The organism is Shewanella sp. c952 (assembly GCF_019654975.1).
Taxonomy (GTDB): Bacteria; Pseudomonadota; Gammaproteobacteria; order Enterobacterales; family Shewanellaceae; genus Shewanella.
Map to the genome: position 1 here is coordinate 1 of NZ_BPEW01000043.1, position 16,702 is coordinate 16,702.

The 16,702-nt window shown below is 46.0% G+C and carries 14 protein-coding genes; 1 reads left to right on the forward strand and 13 read right to left on the reverse strand.

Features of this window, described 5'->3' with window-relative positions; all coding sequences use genetic code 11:
• The 4 genes from K5R16_RS19550 to K5R16_RS19565 all read right to left on the reverse strand — a co-directional run.
• The coding region (locus tag K5R16_RS19550) for a hypothetical protein (protein ID WP_220739722.1) at positions 1–300 on the reverse strand (300 nt) is incomplete at its 3' end.
• Positions 301–360: 60 nt separating this feature from the next.
• A complete protein-coding gene (locus K5R16_RS19555; RefSeq protein ID WP_220739724.1) occupies positions 361–522 on the reverse strand; it encodes a hypothetical protein in 162 nt (53 codons plus the stop codon).
• 884 nt (positions 523–1,406) lie between these two features.
• Positions 1,407–3,002, reverse strand: coding sequence for an ABC-F family ATPase (locus tag K5R16_RS19560; RefSeq protein ID WP_220739726.1), 1,596 nt, complete (start codon positions 3,000–3,002; stop codon positions 1,407–1,409).
• A gap of 255 nt (positions 3,003–3,257) precedes the next feature.
• Positions 3,258–5,501 carry a heavy metal translocating P-type ATPase gene (locus K5R16_RS19565; protein WP_220739728.1) on the reverse strand — a complete coding sequence of 748 codons (2,244 nt, stop codon included), beginning with the start codon at positions 5,499–5,501 and terminating at the stop codon, positions 3,258–3,260.
• A 110-nt stretch (positions 5,502–5,611) separates the two neighbouring features.
• Between K5R16_RS19565 and K5R16_RS19570 the strand changes: the two genes are divergently transcribed.
• Positions 5,612–6,001 carry a MerR family DNA-binding protein gene (locus K5R16_RS19570; RefSeq protein ID WP_220739730.1) on the forward strand — a complete coding sequence of 130 codons (390 nt, stop codon included), beginning with the start codon at positions 5,612–5,614 and terminating at the stop codon, positions 5,999–6,001.
• 17 nt (positions 6,002–6,018) lie between these two features.
• On the opposite strand, the gene K5R16_RS19575 is transcribed toward K5R16_RS19570, so the two are convergent.
• From K5R16_RS19575 to K5R16_RS19615, 9 genes are all read right to left on the reverse strand, one after another.
• Positions 6,019–8,055, reverse strand: a complete 2,037-nt coding sequence (locus K5R16_RS19575) for a prolyl oligopeptidase family serine peptidase (protein WP_220739732.1) — start codon at positions 8,053–8,055, stop codon at positions 6,019–6,021.
• A 176-nt stretch (positions 8,056–8,231) separates the two neighbouring features.
• A complete protein-coding gene (locus K5R16_RS19580; protein ID WP_220739733.1) occupies positions 8,232–8,465 on the reverse strand; it encodes a hypothetical protein in 234 nt (77 codons plus the stop codon).
• Between the two features lie 140 nt (positions 8,466–8,605).
• The gene (locus K5R16_RS19585) at positions 8,606–9,364 is read right to left on the reverse strand and encodes an SDR family oxidoreductase (RefSeq protein WP_220739735.1); all 759 of its coding nucleotides are present in this window, start codon (positions 9,362–9,364) and stop codon (positions 8,606–8,608) included.
• 11 nt (positions 9,365–9,375) lie between these two features.
• Entirely contained in the window at positions 9,376–10,299 is a 924-nt protein-coding gene (gene mmsB / locus K5R16_RS19590; RefSeq protein ID WP_220739737.1) for a 3-hydroxyisobutyrate dehydrogenase, read from the reverse strand.
• A gap of 55 nt (positions 10,300–10,354) precedes the next feature.
• Positions 10,355–11,506: an enoyl-CoA hydratase/isomerase family protein gene (locus tag K5R16_RS19595; RefSeq protein ID WP_220739739.1), complete on the reverse strand. Its 1,152-nt coding sequence runs from the start codon at positions 11,504–11,506 to the stop codon at positions 10,355–10,357.
• Positions 11,506–12,279, reverse strand: a complete 774-nt coding sequence (locus K5R16_RS19600; protein WP_220739741.1) for an enoyl-CoA hydratase — start codon at positions 12,277–12,279, stop codon at positions 11,506–11,508. The genes K5R16_RS19595 and K5R16_RS19600 overlap by 1 nt, the downstream gene beginning before the upstream one ends.
• Before the next feature lie 47 nt (positions 12,280–12,326).
• Entirely contained in the window at positions 12,327–13,484 is a 1,158-nt protein-coding gene (locus tag K5R16_RS19605) for an acyl-CoA dehydrogenase family protein (RefSeq protein ID WP_220739743.1), read from the reverse strand.
• 209 nt (positions 13,485–13,693) lie between these two features.
• The gene (locus K5R16_RS19610; RefSeq protein ID WP_220739745.1) at positions 13,694–15,193 is read right to left on the reverse strand and encodes a CoA-acylating methylmalonate-semialdehyde dehydrogenase; all 1,500 of its coding nucleotides are present in this window, start codon (positions 15,191–15,193) and stop codon (positions 13,694–13,696) included.
• A 176-nt stretch (positions 15,194–15,369) separates the two neighbouring features.
• Positions 15,370–16,560: an acetyl-CoA C-acyltransferase gene (locus tag K5R16_RS19615; protein WP_220739747.1), complete on the reverse strand. Its 1,191-nt coding sequence runs from the start codon at positions 16,558–16,560 to the stop codon at positions 15,370–15,372.
• Positions 16,561–16,702 lie beyond the last annotated feature (142 nt).

Here is a 16,702-nt window from a genome sequence, read left to right on the forward strand (position 1 = left end):
AGCTATTTTCTCGATTATTAACTTATACTGATTTTCGATAGATGGGGCGTGAATATCTATCGTTAATATATCTAAAAATTCTTCTAGATCATTATCCGTAAGATTAAGCTCTTCATAAATACAATAAGTGACCTTTTGTTTTTTACCAGCATCATCTTTTTCAGTTTTACTATAAGTTAAGAAATTACTCTTGAGGCTTGCACATGACAACGACTGTAGTTTTTCATGCCCTGACTCATAATGACCATATAAATGATACTTAACATCGCTATTACGGTTTTCTGCAAAATGACGAAGCATGAGTGTTATCGGTTTTTTTATAACAGAATGATTATATTCAGTTTTTGCGTAATACTTACATTAAATAGCGCTAGTTTCATCAGCAGTAACAACATCAATGTCTTCAATTCCTTCAATACAAACTAACGTATTAGATTCTTCCTGTTGTAAAAGCTCAAGAATAGTTTTATCAAATTGATAAAAATACCCAGTGATTGTATCGATTGCTTCTCTAGTAGACATGAATGCTAATCCTTGCAAAGGGCTTCCAACAGCTTATTCATTAGTCGCTCGATAACGTTCTCGGCAACTAGTTATTTTTTGAACACGTTATCACTGCTAAGGTGTTGCTGTAAATAGATATTTTCTACATTTAGACTACTATAACTGCTTGGCTGGCAGCGGAGAAAGAGAGCCTAGGGTGTTCAATGGACCCGTGTATCGCTTTTTTGCATTTTCCATAAGGCTGATTTTTATAGGCTTTGTAAAATGTTAAAAAGTTATCGATGCCTAGCAGGACCGTTTTTGGCATCTTTATTTGCGCCACAATAGGTGTTTTTACTCACCTTTAGTTATACCGGTGTAAAGACACATCATGAAATCAACCTACATGAGAATACGTCATCCACGTTTAATCTTAAACTAACCAATTGGAGGGCATTACCGTGCTAAAAGCTTTACTACTACAGTACAAATTAAAACACCAATTATCCAAGTGCAGATACGGCCGTGACCGTCCATGACATGGACGTCATGGCCGAGCTTCCAAGGATGGACTTGCAGCGTGTCACGGCAGTGTCTGCACATGCGTCCGCTACAGGCAATTAGCAATGATGCAGCCACAATCAGGAACTTGCAGCTTAGGAACACAACTCAAAAATCTAATCAGTCTTCATTTAAGACCAACTAACTTGGGCGCAAAATGAGTCAAGCCCCCTCACCTATTTACACAAATTGATTATAAATATCTATGCTTTAAAAAACTGTTCGCTAAAGGACACTCAATGGATATTGGTACTCAGAAATGTTGCAGGTATTCAAAAGGGAAACAAACGCTTTGCCCTAAACAGCGCCCACAAAAAAGCCCGACATCATCGGGCTTTTAGTCAAAAGTAATGTTTAAAGGATTAACCTTCAACAACACCTTTGCTGACTAGGAACTCATCGTATGTGCCTTTGAAATCATTTACACCATTTGGTGTGATCTCAATAATACGGTTAGCCAGTGATGATACGAATGCACGGTCATGACTAACAAACAGCAATGTACCTTCATACATCTCAAGTGCGTTGTTGAGCGACTCAATTGATTCCATATCCATGTGGTTGGTTGGCTCATCAAGTAGCAAGATGTTTGGCTTTTGCATAATAAGCTTACCGAACAACATACGACCCTTTTCACCACCTGAAAGCACTTTGACTGACTTTTTAATATCGTCAGAGCCAAATAGCATACGGCCTAAGTAACCACGTACAGATTGGTCGTCATCTTCTGGCTTGCGCCACTGGCTCATCCACTCAAACAAAGTCATTTCGTTTTCGAAATCTGACTCATGATCCTGCGCGTAGTAACCAATCGATGAGTTTTCAGACCATTGAATAGTACCGCTATCTTGCGGGATATCGTGTACTAGTGTACGTAACAAAGTGGTTTTACCCACGCCGTTATCACCTAAGATTGCAATGCGTTCGCCCACTTCAGCAATAAGGTTAAGGTCTTTAAACAACGACTCATCAAAGCCTTTGCTTAGCTCTTCAACGATTAACGCGTTACGGAACAATTTCTTCTCTTGCTCGAAACGGATAAACGGGTTCACACGGCTAGAAGCTTTAACTTCATCAAGCTTAATCTTGTCGATTAGCTTAGCACGCGATGTGGCTTGCTTGGCCTTAGATGCGTTAGCAGAGAAACGTGCTACGAAGCCTTGAAGCTCAGCAATCTGTGCTTTCTTCTTAGCGTTGTCAGACATCAAGCGCTCACGCGACTGTTGTGCAGCCATCATGTACTCATCGTAATTACCCGGGAATACGCGGATATCACCGTAATCCAAGTCAGCCATGTGAGTACATACAGAGTTCAAGAAATATCTATCGTGCGAGATGATAATCATGGTGCTGTTACGTTGGTTCAGCATCTCTTGCAACCAACGAATAGTGTCGATGTCCAAGTTGTTGGTGGGTTCGTCAAGTAGCAGAACATCAGGATCTGAGAATAGCGCCTGTGCCAATAGCACTCGTAGCTTAAAGCCCGGTGCGATTTCGCTCATTAAGCCAAAGTGCTGGTCAACACCAATACCTACGCCCATTAGCAGTTCGCCAGCGCGAGATTCAGCGGTGTAACCGTCCATCTCAGCAAATTCCATCTCAAGATCGGCAACTTTAATGCCGTCTTCTTCAGTCATTTCAGGCAGAGAGTAAATACGATCTCGTTCTTTCTTCACTTCCCAAAGCTCAGCGTGTCCCATGATCACAGTATCAACCACGTTGAACTCTTCGTAACCAAACTGGTTCTGGCTCAACTTACCTAAACGCTCATTCACATCTAATGAAACGTTACCTGAAGTTGGCTCAAGATCACCGGCAAGGATCTTCATAAAGGTCGATTTACCACAACCGTTGGCGCCGATTAAACCGTAACGGTTGCCGCCGCCAAACTTAATTGAGATGTTTTCAAACAGTGGCTTAGAGCCAAACTGCATGGTGATGTTAGCTGTAGTAATCAAAGTGACATTCCGCTTTTGGTTATATGACTTAAAGAGATCATAGATAAAACAAAAACCAGTAAATCGAGTAGAGTGCTTCACTCCACCTCAACTTACTGGTCGAAGACTCACGCAAGTGGGCGTACAGCCTATAAAATTAAGCGCGATACTATAGCATTCTAGCCTAAATTATCAACTGCGATCGTCCTCAGCTGATGAGATCGCTATTAAAAAGTTGGCTATAGCTGAAATCAGCTTTTATCTCTGTCTATATCGTTAAACCAGCTTTACATTACGCAGTCTATTTGCATTGCTGACCACAGTGAGTGATGACAGCGCCATCGCGGCGCCAGCCACTACAGGGCTTAGCAATAAACCGGTAAATGGAAACAACACGCCAGCCGCAAGCGGGATCCCTAAACTGTTATAAATAAAGGCGCCAAATAAGTTTTGTTTAATGTTTCTCATGCTTGCTTTTGCAAGCATGAGGGTCTCTGCGACCACCATTAATCTTGCTGACAATAGGGTAAAATCTGCGCTTTCGATGGCGATATCCGTACCACTGCCCATGGCAAGGCCAATATCCGCACTCATTAATGCAGGCGCATCATTGATGCCATCACCCACCATGGCAACCACCTCACCCTTTTGTTGCAGCTCTAGCACCTTTTGCTGTTTCTGCTCAGGTAACACATTGGCAAATACTGTACTAATGCCAACTATATCTGCCACAGCATTGGCTGTTTGTTGATTATCGCCAGTTAATAGCACCACCTTGAGGCCACTGTTTTTCATTGCGCTTATGGCTGCAACAGCATCCTCTTTGATTGGGTCGCTTATTGCGATGATGGCGACTAAAAGCTTATTTCTAGCGACAAATACCGGGGTTTTACCTAAGCGAGTTAACCGAGATATATGCGGTTGGTGGGCAGAGACATCATCGGTACCGATATGCTGCATTAAGCTCAGATTACCAATCGCGTATTGTGCGCCCTTTACCTTGCCTGTAATACCTCGCCCTTGTAGGTTAGTAAATAGCTCAGGCTCTGCCAGTATCGCATTCGACTGTTTGGCTTTGGTTAAAATTGCACTCGCGAGCGGATGTTCAGAATGTTGTTCTAACGCGGCAACATCACTGAGAAGGCTTTGTTCATCCATTTGTGGCTGTAGCATAATAAATTCGGTCACCTGCGGCGCACCTTGAGTAACCGTGCCGGTTTTATCTAGCACTACGGTTGTGACTTTACTGGCGGTTTGCAACGCCTCGCCATTTCTAACCAGCACTCCCATTTTTGCAGCACGTCCCACAGACGCCATGATCGACATAGGAGTTGCTAGCCCAAGTGCACAGGGGCACGCAATAATAAGCACACTAGTGAGCACGACTAACGCATGTGACAATGCTGGTGCTGGGCCTGCTAGGTACCAAACAATGGCGCTTATCAGTGCGATAACGATCACTGCTGGTACAAAGTAGGCGGATATTTTGTCGGTTAAACGGCCAATCGGCATTTTAGATGTTTGCGCCTGCTGTACTAGCTCGATAATTTTGGCCAGTTTAGTGTCTTTCTCTCCAGCCATCACGCGGTAGATAAGACTGCCATTACCATTAACAGTACCCGCATTAACACTGTCACCCTCAGCTTTGTGCACTGGCACTGGCTCGCCGGTTAGCATCGATTCATTGATCAATGTTTGTCCGCTAACAATCTCGCCATCGAGTGCCACTTTGGCGCCGGGTCTTAAGCGTAACTTATCGCCTAGCTTAATTTGGTTTATCTCAACCTCCTCATCGCCTGCATCGGTTATCCGAATTACGGTGTTGGCTTGCATACCTAGTAAGCGCTGCACCGCTTCACTGGTTTTTCCTCGGGCTCTAAGCTCCAGAGCATGGCCGAGGTTGATCAAGCCCAAGATCATCACGCTCGCTTCAAAATAGACATGACGCGTATCTGCAGGAAACCATTGCGGCGCAGTGACCACCAGCATTGAATAAACCCATGCAGCGCTGGTACCGAGTGCAATTAAGGTGTCCATGTTCGCGCTGCGCGCTTTTATGGCGCGCCACATGCCTTGATAGAAATGCCGTCCAGTGGTTGCCATTACCAGTAACGTCACTAAGCCAACAATGGCCCAACTTAGTTGCTGGGTCGGGCTATTGACCATCATCTCGCCGCCAAGTAAGCCCCACAACATTAATGGCACGCCTAAGCCAAGGCCGATGGCAGCTTGAATAATGCGAACTTTATACTCTTTTGCTTCATCGCGCTGTTTCTGCTGTGCGCCTTTGCGTGGATCTATTAGCAGCTCTGCTTCATAGCCAACGGCTACAACCAAGGCAATCGCTTTGTCTGTCGTTATCTCACCGAAGACCTGCACTTGCTTGTCAGCTAAATTGACTCTAGCGCTAATATCAGCATTTAGTTTTGTTTGGTTATTAGCCTGCGTAAACGCTGATTCGATTTTGGCGACACAGCTTGCACAGCTCATACTGGGCACATAGAGAGTGATTGATTGCATAATTCTGCTCCAGATCTGGTTAATATTTGAACCTTTGATGTATTAAGCGTAATGTCTCCCATTAGGGGAGAGTCAAACATCAATGCAATTTATTTTTGAGTGAGGCAATAATGAAGATAGGCACTGTGGCAAAGCTGACTAATTTGTCAGTAAAAAGCATACGCTACTACCATGATATCGGCTTGGTAGAGGCGGTAAAAAATGATAACGGTTATCGAGAGTATGCCCAAGCACAAGTGGATGCTTTAGGTTTTATACAACATTGTCGCGCACTGGGTTTTACTCTAGAAGATTGTAAAGCGCTGCTCGATTTACAGCAAGATGGCCAGCGTAACGCTGCCGATGTGAAAGTGTTAGCGCAACATCACCTTGAGGATGTAGAGCAAAGGATTGCTCACCTGACTAATTTGAAAAACCAGCTGCAGCATTTAATACATGACTGTAAAGGCGGGCAACAACCCAACTGCGCTATTTTAAAGGGGCTGAACCCTGCCCCTTAACCATTTAGCGGGTATAGTTACCTGCGCTTTAAGTTAGCGATGTTCTCAATGATAAGCGTTGGTGTTTTTCCTGCGGGCTTAAAACCAAACACCTGGCCATAGAAAGATAACTCAGATTCGAGTGCTCGCTTTTTGCTTTCAGGAGAGACGCGATTAGCGGCATCGTCATTGAACTCTATGTAGGCGACCGGCGTTCCTTTGCGTTTGACCGCATTATAAAGCTGCAATGTTTGCTCGGCGGGGATCAATGAGTCATTCACCCCTTGAATTAGCAGCAAAGGCTCATTTATCCCAGCTAGATTATTCATTGCCGAACGCAGCTTATAGTTATCGATTGTTCCAATCAGCCTTTCTAAATAGTTACTTTCAAACTTATTGGAATCCCGTCTAAATGACTGGGCGTCACTAATGCCAGAGTAACTCACCGCCGCACCAAAAGTACTGTAATAAGCAACCGCTGACAGTGCGGTAAAGCCACCCGCCCGTGAACCTCTAATCGCCAGCTTACGGCCGTCTACATCACCTCTATTAACGAGGAAACCCGCAGCGCGCACAGCATCTTCTACATCCGAACGCCCCCACTTGCCATATAAACTATTGCGGTAATCTCTGCCAAAGCCAGTGCTGCCACGATAGTTAAGATCAAAAACGGCGAAGCCGCGGCTGGTCCAATACTGAATATCACGCCTAAATACTCGACTTGCTTGCGCGGTAGGGCCGCGGTGCAGAAACATCACTAGTGGCGGCTCTTGTCCTGCTGGCGCTTGAAAATTGGGGTTCTCTGGTTTGTAAAAATAGCCGTACGCGGTATCACGATCGCCAGTTTTAAAACTAACGCTTTCAGCTCTTGAGATAAAGTTGGGGTCCATAACCGCCAGGTTTGGCGCATACATCAGATGTGCAGCGCGACCTTGCACTTTATAAATCCCTTTTTCAGGCGTCGCTTTAGAACCTACAAAAATCACCCCGTCATCGCTTTTGGTGACATAAGCGATATCAGCAAAATCAACCGCGATAGGTTCTGTCACGCCACTTTCGGTATCGATTCGAACTAAGCCTGCTTCCCCTTCGTGGTTGTAACTTGCAACTATCGTCAAATCACTTTCAAAGGCATAGTTGTGATTACCTAGATGCCAATCAGCAACGGCAAACTCCCCTTCCTGTGCCAGTACGATTTCAGCTTGGCCAAACTCGTTTAATCGATAAATGTTCCACCAATTAGTGTAATCGGCAACGAAGTACAGCTGCCCATTAGGGCTAAAAAGTGGCTGAGTAATCGAGCCTGACTGCTCCGTCGCCACCTGCTTAACGTTAATGACAGCGCCTTTGTTATCGATATCGCCTAGCCATAATTGGGTGTTATCCCAAGGCATATTCGGATGCTGCCAGGTCACCCAGGCCAATTGAGTTTGATCAGGCGATAATACAGGGGTCGAGTAAAAATCAGCCCCAGTAGCCAGCACCTCGCCTTCATCGGCATAACTTAAATTAATGCCCACCAGCTGATTAGTCACTTCACCAGCGCCTCGATGGTCTTCGCGAACACAAATTAAGCGGGAGGCTCTTGAGTTTGATATACAGTCAGCATGACGCGTTCCAGGGGGCGTTAATGCAAATGGCGTTTGATTGGGCGCAATGCGGTATAACAGTTGGTCAGAGTATTTAGTGGCAAACAAACTATTGCCAATAGCAACAAAGGGAGCGCCGCCATATTCGTGTACGCGGCTGCCTATATCAAAATTCGATGGGATGGCTTCAGTAACCGTGCCATTTTCTTCGATGCGTTGTACACCACGTCGCCCTTCATTACTTTCATCACGTATGGTGAAATAAATACTGCCGGTGGTAACTTGCAGCTCACCAATGCTGTCTGAGAGGTCGTATACGTGCTCCGCATCAACCGGGGATGTCCAGCTACCATAATCAGCCACCTGAACCCCATCGGGCAGCGCTTCAGCAGCTGTGACTTTTGGCTGTTTTGTTGGCGAAACGTCACAACCGGTAACGACCAATAACAAGGTAGCAGTTAATATCGATGCAAATATAAATCTCATTGGCCGCCTAGAAATCATATGAGTGATGAAGTTGCTTTCAATCTTATAGTGATGATAAAGCTAATGTGGCGATTATATCAACTGCATTAATAAAACGGCAATTAAATGTATTTAATCCAAAGAGATCTGTTGCTTGGTATTCAATATAAGGACTGTAATAATCGCAAACCTTTAACTTAGGGTTGTTTGCGGCTGAACTTGCTCGTAAACCAGCGTATAACTTCAATTTGGGTGCGTTGTTTTAGGCCAAAGTAGATACATATCCACGGGGAGATTAAAATATACCAAGGAATAACGGCGGTGCTTCGTCCATTAAATATCAAATAAAAAAAGCCGAAATAGATCACCAGCAGGCCGCAAGTGCCAACAATAAGCATCATCCATTTGGTCGTTTTTTCTAACCAGTCCATCTAAACCCCACACTCCTTTAATAGCAACGTCTTGCTATATTATGGCCTATACCTTGGCTATAGTTCAATTGGCGTCCGTTCAGTCGCGCATATAGCCATAAAAAAACGGGCCTAAGCCCGTTATTATGTTGAAGCAAAGATTACAAACGGATACCGCCATCAATCTCAAATACACGACCATTGACATAGTCGTTTTCAATAATAAAGCGTATTGTTGATGCAATCTCTTCTGCTTGACCTAAACGGCCAACTGGCACCATTTTCTCTAAACGTTCTAATGCTTCTGGTTTCATTGCCGCTGTCATTTCAGTTTCAATCACCCCAGGCGCGACCGCTGCACTGCGGATATTATGACGAGCAAGCTCTTTAGCCCAACCTACACTCATCGCCGCTACGCCAGCTTTAGAGGCTGAGTAATTTGACTGCCCCATGTTACCCGCTTTAGCCAGACTAGAGATGTTTATGATGACGCCCTCTTGACCTGTTTCAATCATCGCCGCTGCCGCTTCACGGCCACATAGGAATGTGCCAGTTAAGTTTACATTGATCACCGATTGAAATTGGTCGTATGACATACGGTCAATCACCTGCCCCTCTTTTGCTTTGAGCATTAAGCCATCACGCAAAATACCGGCGTTGTTGATCAGTACATTAACTTGACCAAAATCTTCTTTAATAAACTGAAAACCAGAAAAAACATCTTCTTCGTCGGTAATGTCTAGTGCATAACCTTGAACTTCTGTGGTTGCACCAAGGTTGGCACAAGCCTTTTCCAGCTTCTCTTGGTCAACATCGATAAGTGCTAGCTTTGCACCTGCGGCCGCTAAATTTTCCGCCATTGCGTAACCTAGTCCACCAGCACCGCCAGTAATAACAACTACCTTATCTTTTAAATCCATTGAATTACCCTTTATTTTTTGTTTGTTGATTGCTCTGATGAGCTAGGAGCAAACTGCTCAAAAATACTCGAAAAATCTCTTCTACCGTTGCCTTGGCGTGCATGATTCACATAAAGGCTACGCGCTAATGCGCCCATTGGCGTGCTTGAATTAGATAACAATGCCGCTTCTTGGCTTAATCCTAAGTCTTTCACCATCAAGTCGACCATAAAGCCACCTTGATAATCGTTGGATGACGGTACCGAGTCCATCACTCCTGGACAAGGATTATATTTATCTAGCGTCCAATTACCACCACTACTGACCTTCATGATGTCAGAAAGCACTTTTGGGTCAAGCCCGTGATCGACGCCCATCTGTAAAGATTCTGACGTTGCTACCATTAATACCGACAACAGCATGTTATTACAGATTTTGGCAACTTGGCCAGCTCCAGCGCCGCCAGCATGGAAGATATTCGCCCCCATTGCGGTGAGTACGCCTTGTGCTTGCTCAAAGGCGTTATCTGTTCCGCCACAAATAAAGGTCAGTGTGCCAGCGGCAGCGCCTGCGGTGCCGCCAGAGACTGGCGCATCGATAAATTCGAGGCCTTTATCAGCAGCATGACTTGCCACAAAACGAGCACTGTCTGCATCAATAGTCGAGCAATCAATCAACAAGGTACCTGCACCCACCACATCAATAAGGCCTTTGTTATCAGCATCGCCAACATAAAGACTGCGAACGTGCTTGCCCGCTGGCAACATAGTCACCACAATATCGCTACCCGCAGCAGCACCACAGGCGCTTGTTGCAGTGAGTGCGCCTTGCTCGGCTAACGCTTGCATCGCCGCAGGAACCAAGTCAAACACTCTAACGGTAAAGCCAGCTTTAATTAGATTAACGGCCATTGGGCCGCCCATGTTTCCTAAACCAATAAATGCAACAGTACTCATCTTTTGCTCCTGGGCACTTTTACAAGTGCGTTAATCTTTCCTTTGTACAAATAGTTTAGCTTTGTAGCCTTAATGGATGATCATTTTCATCCCAAGGTGACTGCATCAATGACACCAACAGTTCATTGGGTACTGAAGCAACGTCTTTATATAGCCAATTTGGATTTCTATCTTTATCGATAAGCAGTGCGCGTACACCTTCGGCAAAGTCAGCTTTGGCGCAGCAATTAACACTTAAGCCTAACTCAAACTTAAACACTTCAGCCAAGGTCATTTCAGTGCCTAGCTGAGCCTGTTTGTGTACCAATGCCAAACTGATTGGGCTACCAGCAAGCATCACTTTGCAGGCTTTGGCTAGCCATGGTTGCGCCTCTTTAACGGTGCTATCTAATGAGCCTACTCGCTGCACAATTGCCGGTAAATCACCGCTCATAAGCTCATCTATCTGCGCTTGATGGACTTGCAGCTGACTCTGCGCTAACGGTGTTTTACAGTCTGCCTGCATAGCGTCGGTAAGCGCATGCAGTCTTTGATGGTTAATCGCTTTATCGTCTGACCAATCAATAGTTGCCATCGCATCAAATAACAGCGCTTTATCATCACGGTTGAGATAGTGGTTACCGATGCCGACATAATGGGCATCAGCGCCATTCATATTGTAGGCGGTCATTCCTAAGAATAAACCCGCTTTACCCGGCATACGGTTCAAAAAGTAGCTGCCACCAACATCGGGATATAAGCCGATAGTGACTTCGGGCATCGCAATACGTGAGTGCTCAGTGACGATTCTATGACTTGCGCCTGCCATCAAACCTAGCCCGCCGCCCATAACGATGCCATCGCCCCAAACCACGACTGGTTTGCCAAAGGTATGGAGTAGGTAATCGAGCTGATACTCTTGGCTAAAAAACTCGGTGGCTTGGGTGGTGACTTCACCTGGAGTGGCAACTGCAGCGTGATATATCGCTCTCACATCACCGCCAGCGCAAAAAGCCTTTTCTCCAGCGCCATCTAATACCACTGCGGCAATATTATTGTCACTGCGCCATTGGTTTAATTGATGAGTCAGTGCCTCTACCATCTCAATATTCAAAGCATTTAACGCTTTCTCAATATTAAGCGTGGCAACACCTATCAACTTACCTGACACAGTGCCCAAAGTTTGGAACACCACGCTGTTACTTTGCGTATTAGAATTTGTCGTCATTAGCCGTTCTTCCAAACTGCTTTGCGCTTATTTAAAAATGCGCTAACACCTTCGGTTTGATCTTCGGTATCAAACAGATCAGCAAACTCAGTACGTTCTAGTGGCAACGCCTCAGCGCGCGGCATTGTGCGGCCCGCCTGTACTAAACGTTTACATGCTGCCACGCTGCTCGGGCTTTGGTTTGCTACTTTTTCCGCAAGCGCCATGGCCGCGTTAAAGCTTTCCCCCGTAGCAACCACCTCTTCAACGAGCCCTATCGCTTCTGCTTTGGCAGCTTTGATTCGCTCACCGCAGAGGATCATACGTTTGGTCCAACCTTCACCAACCAGTGCCGTTAAGTTTTGTGTACCGCCCGCACAAGGAAGTAGACCAACGGTCGCTTCAGGCAATGCCATCTGTGCTTGCTGTTCACAAATACGCAGATCACAGGCTAGTGCGACCTCTAAACCACCGCCCATGGCGTAACCATTAATTGCGGCAATCGATACCCCGCGAAATGCACTCAAGGTCTCGAACGCTTCCCCAAAGTAACGCGCCATATCTGCAGCGTTACTCTTATCGCCATCGGCAAACAGTTTGAGATCGGCGCCAGCGGAGAAGAACTTTTCCCCTTCACCTGTAATCACTAACGCATACACGTCTTTGTTGTCGTTGAGTTTAAGTACTTTTGCTTTTAGCTCTTGTAAACTCTGTGCTGTCCATGTGTTTGCTGGCGGGTTATTCATACTGATAACCGCGGTATGGCCGACAATTTTTTCTAATAACAGTGACATGGAAACTCCTTTTAAATAATTTTATTCGACGATGAAAAGCCTAACGCTTACAAAATAGCGCCAGCATTTTCATCCAGTAAACGACGCGAGATAATCAAACGCATAATTTCGTTGGTTCCCTCTAGGATCTGATGCACTCGAACATCACGTACATGACGCTCTAATGGGTATTCACGAATATAACCGTAACCACCGTGGATCTGCAGCGCAGCGTCACACACTTGGAAACCAATATCAGTCGCGAAGCGTTTGGCCATCGCGCAATATGCGGTCGCTTCAGGATCTTGTTGATCCAGTTTAAAGGCAGCCAAACGTACCAGTTGTCTCGCTGCAACCAGTTCAGTTGCCATATCCGCTAATTTAAACTGCAACGCTTGAAAGGCAGCCAAAGGTTTACCAAACTGCTTACGCTCATTCATGTACTCAGTTGCACGCTCTAGTGCAGCTTGAGCGGTACCAATTGAACAGGTGGCAATATTGATCCGCCCGCCATCAAGCCCCTTCATTGCAAAGGTAAAACCTTGCCCTTCTTCGCCTAGAAGGTTGCTTACTGGTACGCGTACATTGTCAAAGGTGATTTGGCGAGTTGGCTGCGCATTCCAGCCCATCTTGTCTTCCGCTTTGCCATAACTAACACCATCAGCGTCAGCTGGAATAGCAATTGCCGAGATCCCCTTAGGACCCGCTTCGCCGGTACGACACATCACAACCAGCATTTCGGTTGCGCCAGCCCCCGAGATAAATACTTTAGAGCCTGAGATCAGGTAATCACCACCATCACGTACCGCTTTAGTTTGCAGTGATGCCGCGTCGCTACCTGCACCCGGCTCCGTTAAGCAATACGATGCCAATTTTTCGCCAGTAGTGAGTTGTTCAGACCATTCATCGCGTAATGTTTGCGAGCCAAAGCTAGTGACCATCCAAGTGGCCATGTTGTGAATGGTTAGCATCGCAGTCGTTGCGGTACAGCCCATCGCTAGTTGCTCAAAAATAATCGACGAGTCGAGACGTGACAGCCCCATACCGCCTTCTGATTCTGGCGAATATAGTGAGCAGAACCCTAGCTCACCGGCTTTTTGAATGACATCTTTAGGAAAATGATGCTCTTCATCCCACTTGGCTGCAAAAGGGGCTAACTCTTCGGTAGAAAACTGCTGTGCAAGATCTGCAAACTGGCGTTGGTCGTCATTCAGATTAAAGTCCATCTGGGTACTCCTGTTGTACTTGGTACAATACTGTCTATTGCCTTTATGATTGCTGCTGCAATATAGGCCAAGGGTCTTTAGCTAGCGGATGGTTGATCTCAGCCGCTGCTGACCTCTATTCATTATTAAAGGGTTCGTTTTGCTAGGCAGGAAAGCTGCTATCTAAACGAACATTGCCACCTCATTGAGGTGGCAATTAACTTGTGCTTTTACTTAAGGTCAATGGTCATGTTTGGCGCTGACGCCACAGCGATATCAGACTCAAACCAGCGCGCAGTAATCGTCTTAGTCTCAGTGTAGAAACGCACAGCTTGCTTTCCATAAGCGTGTTGGTCGCCGTAGAAGCTGCCCTTCCAGCCGGTAAATGAGAAAAACGGTAGTGGCACAGGAATAGGCACGTTAATCCCCACTTGGCCGACTTCAATTTCATGTTGATATTTACGCGCTGCGGCGCCACTGGCGGTAAAGATTGAAGTACCGTTACCGTATGGGCTGTCGTTAACTATCGCAATAGCATCTTCCAGAGTTTCAGCGTTCATACAACACAGTACTGGGCCAAAAATCTCCTCTTTGTAGATACTCATATCTGTAGTGACTTTATCGAACATGGTAGGACCTACCCAGTTACCTGACTCATGACCTTCAACGGTGAAGTTTGTGCCATCGAGTAAGCAATCTGCTCCCTCTTCAATACCTTGGGCGATAAGGCCAACCACACGTTGCTTAGCTGCAGGACTAATGACCGGACCGTAAGCGGCATCTTTGTCATCCCAAAGACCGGGCTTAACCTTAGCAATAGCTTCTTTAAGTTCTGGGATCCACTCTTTTGCTGCGCCAACAAAGACGGCAACCGAAAGCGCCATACAACGCTGACCTGCCGCACCAACTGATGCGCCAACCAGGTTATTAATCACTTGCTGCTTGTTAGCATCAGGCATGATCACGCAGTGGTTTTTTGCGCCAGCAAACGCTTGCACACGCTTAAGGTTGTCAGTACCTGTTTTATAGATGTACTGGCCAACATTCACTGAACCCACAAATGAGATGGCTTTGATGTCAGGGTGACGTAACACAATATCAACCGCTGTCTTATCACCGTGAATTAGCTGCACCACACCTTTTGGTGCGCCCGCTTGTTCAAACAGCTCAATGAGTCGTTGCGGCGTCATAGGATCTTGTTCAGACGGCTTAAGAATGAAAGTGTTACCACAAGCAATCGCCAGCGGGAACATCCATAGTGGGATCATCGCAGGGAAGTTAAATGGAGTGATACCAGCACACACGCCTAAAGGCTGGGTGTAGCTATAAGTGTCAATTGAACGAGCAACGTTTTCAACGGTTTCGCCCATCATCATAGAAGCGATGTTACATGCATGCTCGGCAACTTCGATACCACGCCAAACATCACCTTTTGCATCATCGAAGGTTTTACCCGTCTCTTGTGCAAGGATGGTTGCAATCTCGTCGTGATGCTCTTTTAGCAAATGTTGGTACCTAAGCATAACGCGAGCACGCTCAGAGACAGGTACCTCTTTCCAGCTGCTAAATGCTGTTTTTGCACTGGCAATCGCCGTTTCGACCTCACTTGGAAGTGCTGCATTTACTACTGCTATTGTTTCGTTATTAGCAGGGTTAGTGACGGCGATCTGCTGCTCGCCATTACCTAGAATCCATTCGCCATCGATGTAGTGCTTAACTTGAGTGGTCATATCGCTTCCTATTTTCATCATCTATCTGGGATAGTGATGAGCAAAATGATGATTTAACTACCGCCTTTATTATTTTGTTTTACAAGCTAGCGCTGGAGTACAAAGCTAGCTTGCAGGCTGTTAGTTAAATCGAGTCTTGTTGATTACTAATATTCAAACCTTACGTCCAATAGCGCTTAAAGCTCAATCGCCATTGCAGTTGCTTCGCCGCCACCAATACACAGTGACGCCACGCCTTTAGATAGGCCGCGAGCTTTTAGTGCATGGATAAGCGTAACGAGCAAACGTGCGCCAGAGCAGCCAATCGGATGACCGAGTGCACAAGCGCCGCCATTAACGTTTACTTTTTCGGCATCGAGTCCAAGCTCAGACATTGCCAACATGGTGACCATGGCAAAGGCTTCGTTGATCTCAAACAGATCAACCTCATCTTTGCTCCAACTTACTTTTTCTAGCAGTTTACTCATCGCACCAACTGGCGCAGTAGTAAACATTGAAGGTTCTTGTGCATGGGTTGTGTGACCTTTAATAGTGGCCATCACTTCCAATTTAAGCTCGCTCGCCTGTGCACGGGTCATTAGCATTAACGCTGCTGCGCCGTCAGAAATAGAGCTAGAGTTAGCCGCTGTAATCGTGCCGTCTTTGGCAAATGCTGCTCGTAGCGTTGGGATTTTATCTGGACGGGCGTTACCTGGCTGTTCATCGGTATCAACCACAACATCGCCGCGGCGATTAGCAACTGTTACTGGCGTAATTTCACGACTAAACGCGCCCGTAGCAATAGCTGCGTTAGCCTTTTCTAGCGAACTGAGCGCAAAGTCGTCCATTTGCTCACGTGTTAAGTTAAAATTATCGGCTGTGTTTTGTGCAAAAGTGCCCATCGCGCCGCCAGTGTAGGCATCTTCTAATCCATCGAGGAACATGTGATCAAGCACTTTGCCATGACCCATGCGCATACCGCCGCGGGCTTTATCTAGTAGGTAAGGCGCTTGGCTCATGTTTTCCATACCGCCTGCAATCACCACATTGGCACTGCCTGCTTTAATTAAATCGTGAGCTAGCATCACGGTTTTCATACCAGAACCACACACTTTATTGACAGTGGTTGCACCAACCGATAGCGGTAAATCAGCACCTAGAGTCGCTTGTCGCGCTGGCGCTTGACCAAGTCCTGCTGGCAGAACACAACCCATTAGCACTTCGTCAACCTGCTCACCCGCTAAGCCACTGTGCAGCATCAGACCTTTAATCGCAGTCGCCGCCAATTTTGGAGAAGCGACGGTTGCAAGTGCTCCTTGGAATCCACCCATTGGTGTGCGCTTAGCAGCAACAATAACGATATCTTGGTTTGACAGATCTGAACTCATAAATACTCCAGTAATACTATTAGGCTTATTCTCTGCGAGGTTTACGCTTAAACTCTATTTTCACACCTGTATTAATAAACATAAGAACAATGACTTAACTAAAGCTTTTCGACTTAAAGTGTATTTGTCATCGGCCTCACAT